15 protein-coding genes are annotated in these 15730 nt (G+C 74.1%); 3 read left to right on the top strand and 12 right to left on the bottom strand.

The window, feature by feature from the left end:
• Positions 1 to 120 precede the first annotated feature (120 nt).
• Complete coding sequence (locus K7G60_RS35740; RefSeq protein WP_225805126.1) at positions 121 to 927, bottom strand: carbon-nitrogen hydrolase family protein; 807 nt, start codon at positions 925 to 927, stop codon at positions 121 to 123.
• A 286-nt stretch (positions 928 to 1213) separates the two neighbouring features.
• Between K7G60_RS35740 and K7G60_RS35735 the strand changes: the two genes are divergently transcribed.
• Positions 1214 to 1768, top strand: a complete 555-nt coding sequence (locus tag K7G60_RS35735; protein ID WP_225805125.1) for a Repetin — start codon at positions 1214 to 1216, stop codon at positions 1766 to 1768.
• A 74-nt stretch (positions 1769 to 1842) separates the two neighbouring features.
• Here K7G60_RS35735 and K7G60_RS35730 read toward each other — a convergent pair whose 3' ends face one another.
• The gene (locus tag K7G60_RS35730; RefSeq protein WP_030691274.1) at positions 1843 to 2298 is read right to left on the bottom strand and encodes an Lrp/AsnC family transcriptional regulator; all 456 of its coding nucleotides are present in this window, start codon (positions 2296 to 2298) and stop codon (positions 1843 to 1845) included.
• Positions 2299 to 2308: 10 nt separating this feature from the next.
• Positions 2309 to 3796 carry an amino acid permease gene (locus K7G60_RS35725; protein WP_225805124.1) on the bottom strand — a complete coding sequence of 496 codons (1488 nt, stop codon included), beginning with the start codon at positions 3794 to 3796 and terminating at the stop codon, positions 2309 to 2311.
• A gap of 342 nt (positions 3797 to 4138) precedes the next feature.
• Between K7G60_RS35725 and K7G60_RS35720 the strand changes: the two genes are divergently transcribed.
• A complete protein-coding gene (locus K7G60_RS35720; RefSeq protein ID WP_225805123.1) occupies positions 4139 to 5134 on the top strand; it encodes a GDSL-type esterase/lipase family protein in 996 nt (331 codons plus the stop codon).
• A 411-nt stretch (positions 5135 to 5545) separates the two neighbouring features.
• Here the strand turns inward: K7G60_RS35720 and K7G60_RS35715 are convergent, their stop codons facing one another.
• The 8 genes from K7G60_RS35715 to fmt form a co-directional block, all read right to left on the bottom strand.
• Complete coding sequence (locus tag K7G60_RS35715) at positions 5546 to 6988, bottom strand: GuaB1 family IMP dehydrogenase-related protein (protein ID WP_225805122.1); 1443 nt, start codon at positions 6986 to 6988, stop codon at positions 5546 to 5548.
• Positions 6989 to 7053: 65 nt separating this feature from the next.
• Entirely contained in the window at positions 7054 to 7422 is a 369-nt protein-coding gene (locus K7G60_RS35710) for a barstar family protein (protein ID WP_225805121.1), read from the bottom strand.
• Positions 7409 to 7837, bottom strand: a complete 429-nt coding sequence (locus tag K7G60_RS35705; RefSeq protein WP_225805120.1) for a ribonuclease domain-containing protein — start codon at positions 7835 to 7837, stop codon at positions 7409 to 7411. The genes K7G60_RS35710 and K7G60_RS35705 overlap by 14 nt, the downstream gene beginning before the upstream one ends.
• Positions 7838 to 7892: 55 nt before the next feature.
• Positions 7893 to 8942 carry a sugar-binding transcriptional regulator gene (locus K7G60_RS35700; RefSeq protein WP_225805127.1) on the bottom strand — a complete coding sequence of 350 codons (1050 nt, stop codon included), beginning with the start codon at positions 8940 to 8942 and terminating at the stop codon, positions 7893 to 7895.
• A gap of 134 nt (positions 8943 to 9076) precedes the next feature.
• On the bottom strand, positions 9077 to 9760 hold the full coding sequence (gene rpe / locus K7G60_RS35695; protein ID WP_225805119.1) for a ribulose-phosphate 3-epimerase: 684 nt from the start codon (positions 9758 to 9760) through the stop codon (positions 9077 to 9079).
• Positions 9761 to 9909: 149 nt separating this feature from the next.
• Positions 9910 to 11331 carry an RsmB/NOP family class I SAM-dependent RNA methyltransferase gene (locus tag K7G60_RS35690; protein WP_225805118.1) on the bottom strand — a complete coding sequence of 474 codons (1422 nt, stop codon included), beginning with the start codon at positions 11329 to 11331 and terminating at the stop codon, positions 9910 to 9912.
• A 37-nt stretch (positions 11332 to 11368) separates the two neighbouring features.
• Positions 11369 to 11725 (bottom strand): hypothetical protein, encoded by a 357-nt coding sequence (locus tag K7G60_RS35685; protein WP_225805117.1) that lies wholly within the window; start codon positions 11723 to 11725, stop codon positions 11369 to 11371.
• A gap of 2 nt (positions 11726 to 11727) precedes the next feature.
• Positions 11728 to 12660 carry a methionyl-tRNA formyltransferase gene (gene fmt, locus K7G60_RS35680; protein ID WP_225805116.1) on the bottom strand — a complete coding sequence of 311 codons (933 nt, stop codon included), beginning with the start codon at positions 12658 to 12660 and terminating at the stop codon, positions 11728 to 11730.
• Positions 12661 to 12889: 229 nt separating this feature from the next.
• Here fmt and K7G60_RS35675 point away from each other — a divergent pair, with 229 nt between their 5' ends.
• Positions 12890 to 13408: a hypothetical protein gene (locus K7G60_RS35675; protein ID WP_225805115.1), complete on the top strand. Its 519-nt coding sequence runs from the start codon at positions 12890 to 12892 to the stop codon at positions 13406 to 13408.
• Positions 13409 to 13473: 65 nt separating this feature from the next.
• On the opposite strand, the gene K7G60_RS35670 is transcribed toward K7G60_RS35675, so the two are convergent.
• On the bottom strand, positions 13474 to 15603 hold the full coding sequence (locus K7G60_RS35670) for a primosomal protein N' (protein WP_225805114.1): 2130 nt from the start codon (positions 15601 to 15603) through the stop codon (positions 13474 to 13476).
• Positions 15604 to 15730: the final 127 nt, after the last annotated feature.

Genomic DNA, 15730 nt, shown 5'->3' with positions numbered 1-15730 from the left:
GGGGGGGGGGGGGGGGGGGGGGCGGGGGGGGGGGGGGGGGGGCGGGGGGGGCGGGGGGGGGGGGGGTGGGGGGGGGTGGGGGGGGGGGGGGGGGGGGGGGGGGGGGGGTGGGGCGGCGGCTCAGACGAGGGAGCCGTAGAGGCCCGGGCGCCGGTCGCGCAGGTAGGGGTTCTCCGCGCGGGAGGCCGCGAGGAGGGCCGGGTCGACGTCGCCGAGGACGAGCTCCTCGCCGCGTCCGGCACGGGCCCGGGCGGTGCCGTCGGGGCCGGCCAGGGTGGAGAGGCCGACGAACTCGAAGTCGCCCTCGGGGCCGGTCCGGTTGGCGTACGCGAGGTAGAGCTGGTTCTCGAAGGCGCGGACCGGCACCACGGAGAGGGGCACGACCTCGGCGGGGTGCATGAGCGCGGTCGGCACGAGGAGGAGGTCCGTGCCGGCCAGCGCGTGCGCCCGCACGTTCTCGGGGAACTCGACGTCGTAGCAGATCATCATGCCGACGGTGAGCCCGCCGAGCTCCGCCTGGACGACGGGGCGGTCGCCGGGGGTGAACCACTTCCGCTCGAAGTCTCCGAAGAGGTGGGTCTTGCGGTACCGCACCAGCGGGACGCCGTCGGCGCCGATGACCTGCGCGGCGTTGTACAGGACGCCGTGCTGCTCGGTGTCCCGCTCCGGGTAGCCGTAGCCGACGGCCAGGCCGTGGCGCACGGCGATGGCCGCGACGGCGCGGGCGGAGGGGCCGTCGACCGGCTCGGCCAGGCGCGCGATGTCGGCGCCGATGGCGTAGCCGGTCAGGAAGAGCTCGGGGGCGAGCAGCAGGTCCGCGCCGGCGGCAGCGGCACGGGCGGCGGCCTCGTCGAGGATCTTGAGATTGGCGGCCACGTCACCGAGCTCACCGGAGCTCTGGAGCAGGGCGGTGCGCAGCGCGGGCATCGGCGGTCCTCGACGGTCGGAGTACAGGGGGAAGACGTCAAAAACGGTACGGTTTCGCGCTCCACCGGGACAAGGCGGCAGCGTTGCGGACCGACCGTCGAACCGTTGCGCGATCAGCGGTCGGCGCGTCGATTCGTTGCGTACGGCTCCGACCGGGGTCGTACGGCTCCCCCGCCGCGCGGCGGAGACGAGGACCGTTCTGCGGCGCGACGCCCCTGCGCGGTCCGGACGGAAGAGTGGTGGTCGTCCGGAAGACCTGCCGGAAGACCTGCCGAAAGGGACCACGATGAACCGTCGTACGAAGATCGTCGCCGTAGCCGCCGCCGTTCTGCTCACCCTGGGGGCGGGGGGCGTCGCCGTCGCCTCGGGCGGAGAGGGCGGGCACGGGACGCACACGGTCCGGGAGGCCGCCGCGCTGACCGGGACGGCCAAGCTGTACCGGCCGGCCGGGGACGACATCACGTTCGGCTTCGACGTGCACCTGGCGGCGGAGGACAACGAGGATCCGCAGGCCGCGACCGGCACCTTCCGCTTCAGCCACTACAAGGACGGGAAGGGCGGCTACGCGGTGGCGAAGGTCGACTGCCTCACCACGGGCGGCAAGGTGGCCGTGGTGACGGGCGTCGTGACGGAGACCGACGTGGACGCCTTCCGGAACAAGCGGGTCGGGATCTCGGTGCACGACGACGGCGAGCGGGACCGTCTGGGCTACAGCTGGGTGGGGCGCGAGACGGACCTGGAAGTCCCGCCCTGCCTGAGCTCGGCGCCCTTCGAGAAGGTGCGGGCCGGAACGGGCGACTTCAAGGTGCTGCCCTGGCAGGTGGAGTACCCGACCGAATAGACCGCCCCACGGGGGTAGGCGGGGCGAAGGGGCGGTGCGGGAACCACGGCCCGCACCGTCCCTCTCCCGGCGAACTACGCCGGCGATCCCGAGGAGAAGCGCCGCAGCAGCGGCGAGAGCACCAGGACGGACTTGGTGCGCTCCACGAAGGGCTCGCCCGCGATGCGCTCCAGGACGCGCTCGAAGTGGCGCATGTCCGAGGCGAAGACCTGGACGACGGCGTCCGCGTCGCCGGTGACGGTCGACGCGGACACCACCTCGGGATACCGCTCCAGACCCCGCCGGATGTCCTCCGGCGAGGTGTTGTGGCGGCAGTAGATCTCGACGAAGCCCTCGGTCTCCCAGCCGAGCGCCGCCGGGTCCACCCGGACGGTGAAGCCGGTGATGGCGCCCTCGGCCCGGAGCCGGTCCACGCGCCGCTTCACGGCGGGGGCGGAGAGGCCGACGAGCGAGCCGATGTCGGCGTAGCTGCGGCGGGCGTCTTCCGCGAGGGCGTGGACGATGCGTTCGTCGAGGTCGTTGAGTCGCACTACGGGTGGATCACTTCTCTGCTGGAGCCTCTGCCAGGGCCGGGGCCGTGGCCAGTCGGGAGCGGCGCATGCCGTACAGGAAGTAGAACACGAGCCCGGCGGCCATCCATCCGCCGAAGTACATCCAGGTGGCGGCGTCGAGGCCGAACATGTTGTAGACGCAGAAGCCCAGGCCGAGGATCGGGAAGACCGGGCCGAGGGCCACCTTGAAGGTGCGCGGCATGTCGGGGCGGGTGAAGCGGAGCACGATGACCGCGATGTTGACCAGACCGAATGCGAAGAGCGTGCCGATGCTGGTGGCGTCGACGAGCTTGAAGAGCGGGACGACCGAGGCGAGGACGGCGCAGAAGAGCGAGACGATGACCGTGTTGACGCGCGGCGTGCCGGTCTTGCTGTTGACCTTGCCGAAGACCTTGGGGACCAGGCCGTCGCGGGACATCGCGAAGAGGATGCGGGTCTGGCCGTAGAGCACGGTGAGGACGACGCTGGCGATGGAGATGACCGCGCCGGCGGCGAGCATCGTGCCCCAGAAGGTCTGCCCGGAGACGTCGTTCATGATCGCGGCCAGGGTGGCCTCGGAGCCCTCGAACTCCTTCCAGTCCCACGCCCCGACCGCGACGGCGGCCACCAGGACGTAGAGGACGGTGACGATGAGGAGCGAGAGCATGATGGCGCGGGGCAGGTCACGCTTGGGGTTCTTGGCCTCCTCGCCGGCCGTGGAGGCGGCGTCGAAGCCGATGTACGAGAAGAAGAGGCTGGCGCTCGCGGCACCGACGCCCGTCATGCCGAGCGGCATGAAGTCCTTGTAGTTGCCGGACTTGAAGCCCATGAAGCCGATCGCGCAGAAGAGCACGAGCGCGGCGATCTTCACCACGACCATGATCGTGTTGACCACGGCCGACTCACGGGCGCCGCCGAGCAGGAACACCATGGCGAGCAGCACGACGATCAGGCCGGGCAGGTTGATGACGCCGCCCTCACCGGGGGCCGAGGAGAGCACGTCGGGGATGGTGACGCCGATCGTGCCGTCGAGCAGCTCGTTGAGGTACTCGCCCCAGCCGACGGCCACGGCGGCGACGGAGACGCCGTACTCCAGGACCAGACACCAGCCGCAGACCCAGGCGACGAGTTCGCCCATCGTTGCGTACGCGTACGAGTACGAGGACCCGGCGACCGGTATGGAGCCGGCCAGCTCGGCGTACGAGAGGGCCGAGAACAGGGCCGTGAGACCGGCGATGACGAAGGCGATCGTGACGGCGGGGCCGGCCTTCGGGACGGCTCCGCCGAGGACGACGAAGATGCCGGTGCCGAGCGTGGCACCGATGCTGATCATGGTCAGCTGCCACATGGAGAGCGAGCGGCGGAGGCTGCCGCCCTCTCCCTGGCCACCCTCTTCGACCAGGCGTTCTACCGGCTTGCGGCGGACGAGCGCGCCGAGAGCGGAGGTCTTCGGGGTGGTCGTGTCGTCGACCGGTGGGGCTGCGCCGTGGTCCAGCACTGCGGAGGCTCCTTATCGCTGCCTGTGGGTACGGAGGCGACCGCGGCGGTACGCGAGCAGGCCGAAGCAGGCCCACGGGGGACGGAAACCGCCGAGCAGGCGGTCGCCGCCACTCCTGGTACGAGGCATGAGCCTAAGGGGCGAAGCTTCGCAGTCGTAATGCAGGGTTGTTGCGCAGTACCGGATGATCATTGCGCTCTTCGGGCGCAGACGGGCAAACATTGCGCGCCCCCGCATGAATCGACACATCCAGGTGTGAACCGGCCCGTGCGCGCGCATGGACTCCTCATGCGGAATGACCGACGCTGCGAGCCCCTGACCACCCCACGAACGGAGGCCCCGGTGCCGTGGCTCGACCCGTCACCGTTCCTGCGCGGCACGGCCTGGCTGGACGGCGACCGGCCCGTGCGCGCCGACCCCCACGACCTCGACCGGCTGCCGTGGGACATCGCCGAGCGGGCCGCGCTGCCCATCGGCGTACGGATCGAGTTCACGGCCGCGCCCGGCACGCGCGCGGTCGAGCTGCGCTACCGGGCGGCCGTCCCGGGGCCCGGCGACCCCCTGCACGGGCTGCGCCACTGCTTCGCCCTCTGGCAGGGCACACGGCTCGTCGGCGAGACGTGCGTCGCCCCGAGCCCGGAAGCCGTCGTCAGGCTCCCGCTGCCCCCGCACGGCGGCGTCTTCACCGTCCACCTCCCGGAGGGCCAGGCACCCGTGCCGCTCGCCCTGCGGGCCGTCGGCGGCGCCCTCTCCCCCGCCCCGGCCCGGCCCCGCTGGCTCGTCCACGGCGACTCGATCACCGAGGGCTGGTGGGCGACCCGCCCGGCGCACTCCTGGCCCGCGACGGCCGGACGGCTCCTCGGCCTCGACGCGGTCAACCTGGGGTACGCGGGCGGGGCCAGGGGCGAGCTGCCCCTGGCGGAGCACCTGGCCCGGCTGCCGGGCGATCTGATCACCCTCGCGTTCGGCACGAACTGCTGGTCCCGGGCACCGGCCACGGCCGACTGGCTCTACGCGACCGTCCGCGCCTTCGTCGGCCTGATCCGCCGGGGCCACCCGTCCACGCCGCTGCTGATCCTCTCCCCGGTCCTGCGCCCGGAGGCCGAGCACACCCGCAACGTCCTCGGCGCGACGCTCACGGAGCTGCGCAGGGCCATGGAACGGGCGGGGCGCGACCTGGCAGCCGAGGGCGACCCCCACCTCCACGTCCTCCCCGGCCGTCCCCTCCTGGGCCCGGAGCACCTGGCGGACGGGCTGCACCCGAACGACGCGGGGCATGCGCGGATGGCGGGGGCGGTGGCGGAGACCCTGCGCGGCATCCTGAACCCGCCACCCTGAGCCCCCGCGTGGGGCCGCACCCCGCCGGGGCCGGCGCCCCCGCTCCGTGCGGGGGCCGCGCCCTACGGGGCGGTGCCCCCGCCCACCCGCCGTGTGGGCGATCGTCCCGCAGGGCGGGACGGGTGGGCACACGGGACGGCGCCCATAGCGGGGCCTCCGCGTTCCGCGCCCGGACCCGCACCCCGTGTGCGGCGCACAAAGTGGTGCGGGTTCAGGCACATGAGCCTCGGGCGCCGGCAAGGGCGCCCCCCGTTGTGCCCACCCTCCCCCAAGCTCTCGGCTCCGCTCGAGCAGGGCCCCCCTTGTCACAGCGGAACGACTGCCCACGACGGGGGGCGCGGTCCATAGCGGAAACGCCTCGGGCCCCGGGAGCGAGGTCCCGGGGCCCGAGGCGTACTACGGTGTGAGCGTTCAGCTCCAGCTGGCGTGCAGCGGCTTGCCCTCGGCGTACCCCGCCGCGGACTGGATGCCGACCACCGCCTTCTCCTCGAACTCGGCGAGCGAGGCCGCACCGGCGTAGGTGCAGGAGGAGCGGACGCCCGCGATGATCGAGTCGATCAGGTCCTCGACGCCCGGACGCTGCGGGTCGAGGAACATGCGCGAGGTGGAGATGCCCTCCTCGAACAGCGCCTTGCGGGCGCGGTCGTAGGCGGACTCGTCGGAGGTCCGGTTCCGGACGGCACGGGCCGAGGCCATGCCGAAGGACTCCTTGTAGGCGCGCCCCTGGGCGTCGTGCTGGAGGTCGCCCGGGGACTCGTACGTGCCGGCGAACCAGGAGCCGATCATCACGTTGGACGCGCCGGCGGCGAGCGCCATGGCGACGTCGCGCGGGTGACGGACGCCGCCGTCGGCCCAGACGTGCTTGCCGTACTTCTTCGCCTCGGCGGCGCACTCCAGGACGGCGGAGAACTGCGGCCGGCCGACGCCGGTCATCATGCGGGTGGTGCACATGGCGCCGGGGCCGACGCCGACCTTGATGATGTCCGCGCCCGCCTCGACGAGGTCCTTGACGCCCTCGGCGGCGACGATGTTGCCCGCGACGATCGGGACCTGCGGGTCGAGCGCACGCACGGTGCGGATCGCGCTGATCATCGACTCCTGGTGGCCGTGGGCGGTGTCGATGACGAGCGTGTCGACGCCCGCGTCGAGCAGCTGCTTGGCCTTGCCGGCCACGTCGCCGTTGATGCCGACGGCGGCGGCGATGCGGAGCCGGCCCCGGTCGTCGACGGCCGGGGAGTACAGGGTCGCGCGCAGGGCGCCCTTGCGGGTGAGGATGCCGACGAGCTTGCCGTCCTCGTCCACGGCCGGGGCGTAGCGGCGGTTGTGGGCGTCGAGGGTGTTGAAGGCCTCGCGCGGGTCGATGTCGGCGTCCAGGAGCAGCAGGTCCTTGGACATGACCTCGGAGAGCTGCGTGAAGCGGTCCACGCCGGAGAGGTCCGCGTCGGTGACGACGCCCACCGGGCGGCGGTTCTCGTCGACGACGACACCGGCGTCGTGGGCGCGCTTCGGCAGCAGGGAGAGCGCGTCGGCGACGGTCTGGTGCGGCTCGAGGACGATCGGGGTGTCCAGCACGTGGTGGCGGCTCTTCACCCACGAGATGACGTCGGTGACGACCTCGATCGGGATGTCCTGCGGGATGACGACCAGGCCGCCGCGGCGGGCGACGGTCTCGGCCATCCGGCGGCCGGCGATGGCGGTCATGTTGGCCACGACGAGCGGGATCGTCGTCCCGGTCCCGTCGGGGGAGGAGAGGTCCACGGCCTGGCGGGAACCGACGGCCGAGCGGCTCGGCACCATGAACACATCGTCGTACGTCAGGTCGTAGGGCGGCTTGACGTCATTGAGGAAACGCACGTGCTGACATCCCAGTCGTTCGGATCGGCCCCTAGGCATTTCAGCCAGGGGAAAAAGCACGTAGTTCATTGTCCCACGCGGGGTGGCGCGGGCGGTGCGGGCGAATCGTCCGAGCCTTGGGCAGGGGGTGCTGTCCGATCCTCCAAATGGCCGAGCGAGAGGAGGACCGCGAGGCCGGCGGCGCTGGCCCGGGCCGCCGCCGAGAAGACCTCCTGGGCGATGGCCCAGTCGCGGGGACTGGCCTCGGCATAAGCCTGCCAGCCGGTCACGACGACCGCCATGGGTTCGCGCATATCGGCGAGGGAATCGGCGAGGGCGTCCCAGTTGCGGCCGAACCAGACGGGCAGCGGCAGCGCGCGCACGCAGCGGTTCATGAAGGCGGTCTTGTCGGCGACCCCGTGCAGGTCGAGGACGACGGCGTCATCGATCCTCATCCGCGACCACCTCCCGGAACGTCTCGTAGTGGTCGTCCGTGTAGTACCTCTCCCCGCTCCGCCCGGTGACGATGCGCCGGGCGCCCCGGTCGTGCTCGCCGGGGGTCCTCACCGTGTACTCGTGGTAGTACCCGCGTTCGCGCCGGGGCAGGAGGCGCTCGAAGTTCGAGAAGACGGCGCCGTCCCTGGCGTACGGGAAGGGGCCGCCGCGCGCGATGAGGGCGAGCGTGTTCCGTGCCTCGGGGGGCAGCTCCGACACCCGTACGGCGGGGAGGCCGGAGGTGCCGGTGGACGCGGCGACCGGAGCCGTACGGGCCGGGGCTGCGGGAGCGGCCCCGCCCCCCGCCGAGGAGCAGCCGGCCAGGAGGACGGCGAGGACGAGTGCGAGGAGCACGCGCAGGGGCCGGAGCGACATCTCCCGAACATACCGTCACGGGATGGCTCCGGCCCCTGGCGGCGTGCGGCCTCGCTCAGTTGCCGTCGGGGTCCCTGCGCTCGAGCGCCGGGTGCGTGCCCGGGCTGGACTCGGTGAGCAGGTAGTCCGCCGCGGCGCGGTCGGTGACCAGGCTGGTGACGAGCCCGGAGCGGAGCACCGCCCCGATCGCGGCGGCCTTGCGCTGGCCGCCGGCGATCGCCACGACCTCGGGGATCCGGCGCAGCCGGTCCGCCTCGACGGTGATGCAGCGCTCGCCGAGGTCGCGGCCGACCCGGCGCCCCTCGGCGTCGAACAGGTGCGCGGACATCTCGGCGGCGACGCCCAGCGAGGCGTAGTGGGCGCGCTCGGCGTCGGAGAGCATGTCGTGGACGGTCGAGATGCCCGGCTCCCAGGAGCCGATGGAGACGCAGGCGACCGTCACCTTGTCGAAGTACTCGAAGGCCCGCGCGATGCCGGTCTGGCTGCGCAGCGCGGCCGCGGTCGCCGGGTCGGGCAGCAGCATGGGCGCGTAGATGGGGTGGGCCTCGCCGCCGGAGACCTGGGCGGCGCGGCGCACGGCCTCGACGGAGCCGCGCTCGGCGGTCCCGGCGTCGTACACACCGGTGAGCTGGACGACCGTGCAGGGCGGCAGCCGGTCGAGGGCCGCCGCCATGTGGATGGTGGAGCGGCCCCAGGCCAGGCCGAGGACGTCGCCCTCGGTGACGAGCTCGCCGAGCAGGTCGGCCGCGACCTCGCCGAGGTTCTCCGGGTCGGGCGACTCGTCGTCGCCCTCCGCCGGGGACTCGACGACGACGGCGTGGCGGAGCCCGTAGCGGGCGCGGAGCGCGTCGGAGCGCTCGGCGTCCAGCTCGGCCGGTACGCGGATCTCGATCCGCACGAGGTCGCGCTCCAGGGCGGTCTCCAGGACCCGGGCCACCTTGAAACGGCTCACGCCGAACTCCTCGGCGATCTGGATCTTGGACTTGCCCTCGAGGTAGAAGCGGCGGGCCATGGCCGCCGCCTGCACCAGCTCCGCGGGGCCCATCCGCAGGGCTGACCGTCCCGCCGACATACCCGCCACCGCGATCTCCTCACTGCTGTTCACGTACCGCTGTTCACGTACGGAAGTCACATACCGATGTCGTTCACACTCTGGACTCGCCGTTCATCCTGTCAGATCCGGCGGGCCTTGATCAGTCCTGTCGGCGGCCCGACGGACCGCGTTCATCCGCCGGTGGCTCAGTGGCCACACGCCCACGCGGCGGAGGCGGTCGCGGCCTCCGCGCGGGCCCTGAGCGAGGCGACGGCCGCGGCCGGGTCCGACGCCCCGTACACCGCGGAACCCGCGACGAAGACGTCGGCGCCGGCCTCGGCACACCGCTCGATCGTGGACTCGGCGACCCCGCCGTCGACCTGGAGCCACAGCTCCAGGCCGTGCTTGGAGATCAGTTCACGGGTGCGGCGGATCTTGGGAAGCATGATGTCGAGGAAGGCCTGGCCGCCGAAGCCGGGCTCGACGGTCATGATGAGCAGCATGTCGAGCTCGGGGAGCAGGTCCTCGTACGGCTCGATGGGCGTGGCCGGCTTGAGCGCCATCGAGGCGCGCGCGCCCTTGGCCCGGATCTCCCGGGCGAGCCGGACCGGCGCCGCGGCGGCCTCGACGTGGAAGGTCACCGAGCCGGCGCCCGCCTCCACGTACTGCGGGGCCCAGCGGTCGGGGTCCTCGATCATCAGGTGGCAGTCGAGCGGGGTGTCCGTCGCGCGGGCCAGCGACTCCACGACCGGGACGCCCAGCGTCAGGTTGGGCACGAAGTGGTTGTCCATCACGTCGACGTGCAGCCAGTCGGCGCCGCCGACGGCCTTCGCCTCATCGGCGAGCCGGGCGAAGTCCGCGGACAGGATGCTGGGGTTGATCTGCGCCATGAGCCAAGCCTCCCACGTTCTTGGGCACTTCTTTGCCGCTGAGCGGTTTCGGATCCGGTCCAGACCACTTTCGGTACGAAGTGACGAGTCCGGGACCCGTACAGACCGGGAGATTGCGGTCAGGCGATCGAACGGACGGACGACCCGGCTCAGGCCGTCCGGCGCAGCAGCGCCAGATACATGGCGTCCGTACCGTGCAGATGCGGCCACAGCTGGACGTCCGGGCCGTCGCCGAGCTCCGGGACGCCGGGCAGCAGCGGGCGGGCGTCGATCAGCTCGGCGCCGCCGACCTTCTTGAGGACGTCGTCGACGACCACGCGGGTCTCGGCGAGGTGCGGCGAGCAGGTCGCGTACCCCACGACGCCCCCGACCCGCACCGCGCTCAGGGCCTCGGTGAGCAGGGCGCGCTGGAGCGGGGCGAAGCCGTCCAGGTCCTCGGGGCGGCGGCGCCAGCGGGCCTCGGGACGGCGGCGCAGGGCACCGAGGCCCGAGCACGGCACGTCCATGAGGACCCGGTCGAAGGAGCCGGGGCGCCACGGCGGGCGGGTGCCGTCGGCGGCGATCACCTGGTACGGGCCGGGGTTGCCGGCGAGGGCGCGCTCGACCAGGCGGGCACGGTGCGGCTGCCTCTCGGAGGCGAGGAGCGCCGCGCCCCGCTCGGAGGCGAGCGCGGCGAGCAGCGCGGCCTTGCCGCCGGGTCCCGCGCAGCCGTCGAGCCAGCGGGTGTCGGGGCCCTCCAGGGGCGCTTCGGCGAGGGCGATCGCGACGAGCTGGCTGCCTTCGTCCTGGACGCCGGCCCGGCCCTCCTTGACCGCCTCGATGGCGCCGGGCTCGCCGCCCTCGGCCATCCGCAGGGCGTACGGCGACCAGCGCCCGGGCTCGGTCTCGGCCGTGGCGGCCAGCTCCTCGGTGGTGATCCGGCCGGGCCGGGCGACGAGGGTGACCTCGGGCCGCGCGTTGTCGGCCTCCAGGAGGCTCTCGATCCCGGCGCGGCCGCCGCCCAGGGCGTCCCACAGCGCGGAGACGACCCAGCGGGGGTGCGAGTGGACGACGGCGAGGTGGTCCTCGGCGTCCTCGTCGTACGGCGGGGCGACCTGCTCCACCCAGGCGTCGAGGTCCTGCTGGGAGATCTTGCGCAGCACGGCGTTCACGAACTTGGCGCGCCCGTCGCCGAGCACCACCCGGGCCAGCTCGACGCTGGCGGAGACGGCGGCGTGGGTCGGGATCCGGGTGCCCAGGAGCTGGTGGGCGCCGAGGGAGAGGACGTCGAGCACGGGCGGGTCGACCTCGCGCAGCGGCCGGTCGACGCAGGCCGCGATGATCGCGTCGTACGTCCCCTGCCGGCGCAGCGTCCCGTACACGAGCTCGGTCGCGAGCGCCGCGTCCCGCCCGTCGAACTTCTCGGGCCCCTCCTTCTCCCGTGCCTTCCGCAGCAGCGGCGGCAGCACCAGGTTCGCGTAGGCGTCCCGCTCGTCCACCGCCCTCAGCGCCTCGAAGGCGAGCATCCGGACGGGGTCCTTCTGGGGCCGCCGGTAGGGCTTGTGGGGACGGCGACGTGCCTGCTCGCTCAAAGGTGCTCCGCGTGACGAAATGAGGGGTCGATCTCCCTCAGCGTACGTCCGTCGAGGCGTGCCGGGGAAAACGCCCCTGACGGATCGCCCAGGCCTCGGCCGCGATCAGGCACACGGCCGGTTCCGTGCCGCCGCCGTCCGCCTCGAAGGCGACGAGCACGGGCGGCTCGGCGCCGACGAGACGGACGACCTCCGCGCGCTCCTCCGGAGTGGGGGCGCGGAACTCCGGGTCCCTGAAGTCCATCGGGCACCGGACGTAGAGGGTGTCCGTGAAGACGACTTCGAGCCCGTGGTGGTACGTGACGTCGTGGCCGGCGATCAGGGTGAGCCGACTGCCGTCGTACCGGTGGACCGCCCAGTCCCACCAGGACCCTTCGGGCAGCGGCGGCGGCACGGTCAGGCGCCGAGCCGCTCGCCGGGGGCGATCCGGACGCCCCGGGCCCAGTCCGCCGCCTTCATCGGCTTCTTGCCCTGGGGCTGGACCCAGAGCAGTTCGACGGCGTACGAGCCGGTGCCCGCGTACACGTTGTTCTTGCCGACCGCGAGCTCGCCGGGGGCCAGGTCGGTGCGGTCCGGGAGGGGGGTGACCTGGATCAGCTTGAGGCGTTCGCCGCGGAAGACGGTCCAGGCGCCGGGGGCCGGGGTGCAGCCGCGGACCACGCGGTCCACCCGGAGCGCGGGGGCGGCGAAGTCGACGTGGGCGTCCTCGACCTGGATCTTCGGGGCGAGGGTGATGCCCTCGATCGGCTGCGGGACGGCCCGGAGCGTGCCGTCCTCGATGCCGTCCATGGTCGCGGCGAGCAGCCCGGCGCCCGCGAACGCGAGCCGGGTGAGCAGGTCGCCGCTGGTGTCGGTCGGGCGGATGTCCTCGGTGACGACGCCGTAGACCGGCCCGGAGTCGAGGCCCTCCTCGATGAGGAAGGTGGAGGCGCCCGTCACCTGGTCCCCGGCCATCAGGGAGTGCTGCACGGGCGCCGCTCCCCGCCAGGCGGGAAGCAGCGAGAAGTGCAGGTTGACCCAGCCGTGGGCGGGGATGTCGAGCGCGACCTTCGGCAGCAGCGCGCCGTAGGCGACGACCGGGCAGCAGTCCGGCGCGATCTCCCGCAGCCGGGCGAGGAACTCCTCGTCGCGCGGCCTGGCCGGCTTCAGGACCTCGATGCCCGCCTCCTCCGCCCGCTGGGCGACCGGGCTGGCGACGAGCCGCCGTCCGCGCCCCGCCGGGGCGTCCGGCCGGGTGACCACGGCGGCCACCTCGTGCCGCCCGGAGGCGAGCAGGGCGTCCAGGGCGGGAACGGCGACCTCGGGGGTGCCTGCGAAGACGAGCTTCATGGGTGGCGACTGCCTGTCTCTCCGGGGGCGTTGCGAGCAGCGCACCAGTCTACGGCGATGGGGCGGAGGGGGCGTACGGGACGGTGAGCGCCCCGCGCATATGCGTGTACGCCCCCGCAGCGTGACCCAACTCCCGGTGGCGCGTTGGTCAAGAGAGATTGACCGAATCGGGTCGCTGTTCCCCCCTCCGCGACCCGCTCCCTTAAACGCCGGTTCGAGAGGCTTTCACATGGCCGACCACGCAACCCACGACGCCCAAGCCCGGGCGAGTCTGCACCTGTTGGTGCGGGACATCGAGCGGGTCCGGCGGCAGGTGGACGCACTGCGCACGCTCACGGCCCAGCTGGGCAATGTCTACCGCCCTCGCCGCTCCGGCCCGTCGACGGGCTTCGTCGTCTACGGGCGCGCGCCCGCCCCGACCGTACGCCTCGCCCAGGAGCTGCGGGACAGTGTCGAGACCCTGGTGACCGCGGCGGTCGACTTCGACCGCTCGCTCGGATTCTCCTGGGACGCGGTGGGTTCCGCTCTCGGGGTCACCAAGCAGGCCGTCCACCGCCGCTACGGCGCCCGGCGCGCGCCCCAGCCGGGCGCGGCCGTGGACCAGGACCACCCGGTGGAGCCGGGCGTGGCCCGAGCGCTCCCCTCGGTCCCCGCCGCCCGCTCGATGCCGCCGCAGCCCACCTCGGGCAGCGCCGCCCTCCGCGAGGACCCGCGCCCGTCGGCCTTCCCCGGCCCGCGCAACGCCTGACCGCGGAACCCCGCACGGCCGCCCGCCCCACCGGGGACGGGCGGCCGTGGCGTTTCCGGGCCCCGTCAGCCGATGTCCGGCGGATCCACGCGGATCCGCACCGGCTCCCCGCCGCCCCGCGCGAGGCGCCCGGCCCGGGCCTGCTTGAGGGAGGCCGCGAGGGCCGCGCCGCTGCCCGGCGGGACCCGGACCAGGGCCCGGTCCCACTGCTCGCCCGGCGGCGGGTCGCCGGGTCTGCGGGGCCCGCCGGGGCGGGCGACGGGCAGCGGCACGGGCCCGAGGACCTCGGCGTCGGCGGGGAGCCCGGCCGCCGCGAGGAAGCCCTCGACGGCTTCCGGCGGCCCGGTCACGGCGGCCATCCGGGAGACCGGCGGGAAGCCCAGCTCGGCCCGCTCGGCCAGCTCCCGCCGGGCGTGCCCGGCCGGGTCCCAGCGGACGAGCGCCTGGACGGGCCGGAGGGTCGGCTCGGCGACCACGACGACGGTGCCGCCCTCGGCCTGGCCGCGGACCAGGGAGGCCGCGTCGATCCAGCGGCGCAGCGCCTCCTCCCCCGCGCGCAGGTCGGGCCGGCCGAGCATGGCCCAGCCGTCGAGGAGCAGGGCGGCCGCGTAGCCGCCCTCGGCGACGGGTTCGGCGCCGGGGGTGGAGACGACCAGCGCGGGGCGCCCGGGCACGCTGTCCAGGACGTGGTCGCGTCCGGAGGTCCGTACCGGGACGGCGGGAAAGGCCCGGCCGAGTTCCTCCGCGGTCCGCCGGGCCCCGACCACCTGGGCCCGCAGGCGGGCCGAGCCGCACTCCACGCAGTGCCAGTCGGGGGCGCCGCGACCGCACCAGCCGCACCGCAGCTCCTGCTGCTCGGGGGCTTCCAGGGGACCCGCGCAGTGCCGGCAGCGGGCGGGCGTGCGGCAGCGCTCGCAGGCCAGCCTCGGCACGTATCCCCGGCGGGGGACCTGGACGAGCACCGGCCCGGTCTTCAGTCCCTCCCGCACGGTCTGCCAGGCGAGCGAGGGCAGCCGGGCGGCGCGCGCGGCCTCGTCGCGGGCCAGTTCGCCGTCGCCGACGGTACGGATCAGGGGGGCGGCCCTGCGGACCTGCTCGCGTCCGGCGCCGAGCGCCTGGGCCCAACCGGACTCGACGAGCTGGGCGGCCTCCACGGTGCAGCTGGTGGAGCCGAGGAGGAAGCCGCACCGGTCGTGGGCGGCGCGCAGCAGCAGCACCTCGCGCGCGTGGGGCTGCGGGGCGTGCGGCTCGCTGTGGCTGCCGTCGCCGTCGTCCCAGATGACGACGAGGCCGAGGTCCCGTACGGGGGCGAACATCGCCGCCCGGGTGCCGACGGCGGCCCGCACGGCGCCGCGCCGCACGGCGAGCCACTGCTCGTACCGCTTCTCGGGGCCGGCCTCGGCGGTGAGCAGGGCGTGCCGCCCCTCCCCCAGGACCTCCGTCAGCGCCGCGTCGACCCGGCTCGCGGCCCGCCCGTCGGGGACGACGACGAGCGCGCCCCGTCCGGAGGCGAGGGTGGCGGCGACGGCGCGGGCGATCTCCTGGGCCCAGTACGGCCCCGGCAGCGCGTTCCACACGGCCCGGGGCGCCCCGCCGCGCGCGAGGGAGTCCAGGAACGCCGGCCCGCGCTCGTACCGCGTCCAGCTGCCCGGCTCCGGCGCCCTCGGCGGCGGCAGCGGCGCGGGCGAGGGCCGGCCCTCCGCCTTGGCGCTGCGCGGCGGCACGGCGAGCTGGAGCACGTCGGCGAGGCTGCCCGCGTACCGGTCGGCGACGGCCCGGGCGAGGCCGAGCAGCTCGGGTCCGAGCACCGGCTCGGGCGAGACGACGTCGGCGAGCGCGGCCAGCGGCCCGGAGTAGTCCGAGGTGGCCCGTCGCTCGACGAGGAAGCCGTCGATGAGCCGACCGCCTTCGCGCCGCCCGTTCTTGACCTGGTGGGCCCCCGCCCCGAACCGCACCCGCACCCGCACCCCGGGCCGGGCGGCCTCGTCCAGCTCCTCGGGGACCGCGTAGTCGAAGAACTGGTCGAGGTGGAGCGCCCCCTTGTTCACGACGACCCGCGCGACCGGCAGTTCCTTGGCCAGCGCGGCCCCCCGCCAGGTCCGCGGCTTGGCCCGCGGCACCTTCGCCTTCCGGACGGTCTCCCGGATGAGCGCGAGCTGCTCGGGCTCGTCGGACTTCTCGTTCTCGCTGCTCACAGCCACATACCTACCAGACGCCACCGACAGCCGGACATGACCGAAGCCCGGCACCCCGCGAGGGGTGCCGGGCTTCGGGCGTCCGGGGGCCGGGACTACAGACCGGCGGCCTGCCGCAGGGCCTCCA

This window comes from Streptomyces sp. NK15101 (genome assembly GCF_020400725.1).
In the GTDB taxonomy this organism is placed as follows: domain Bacteria; phylum Actinomycetota; class Actinomycetes; order Streptomycetales; family Streptomycetaceae; genus Streptomyces.
The sequence above is the reverse complement of the archived record's forward strand: the minus strand, read 5'-3'. Positions and strand labels throughout refer to the sequence as shown.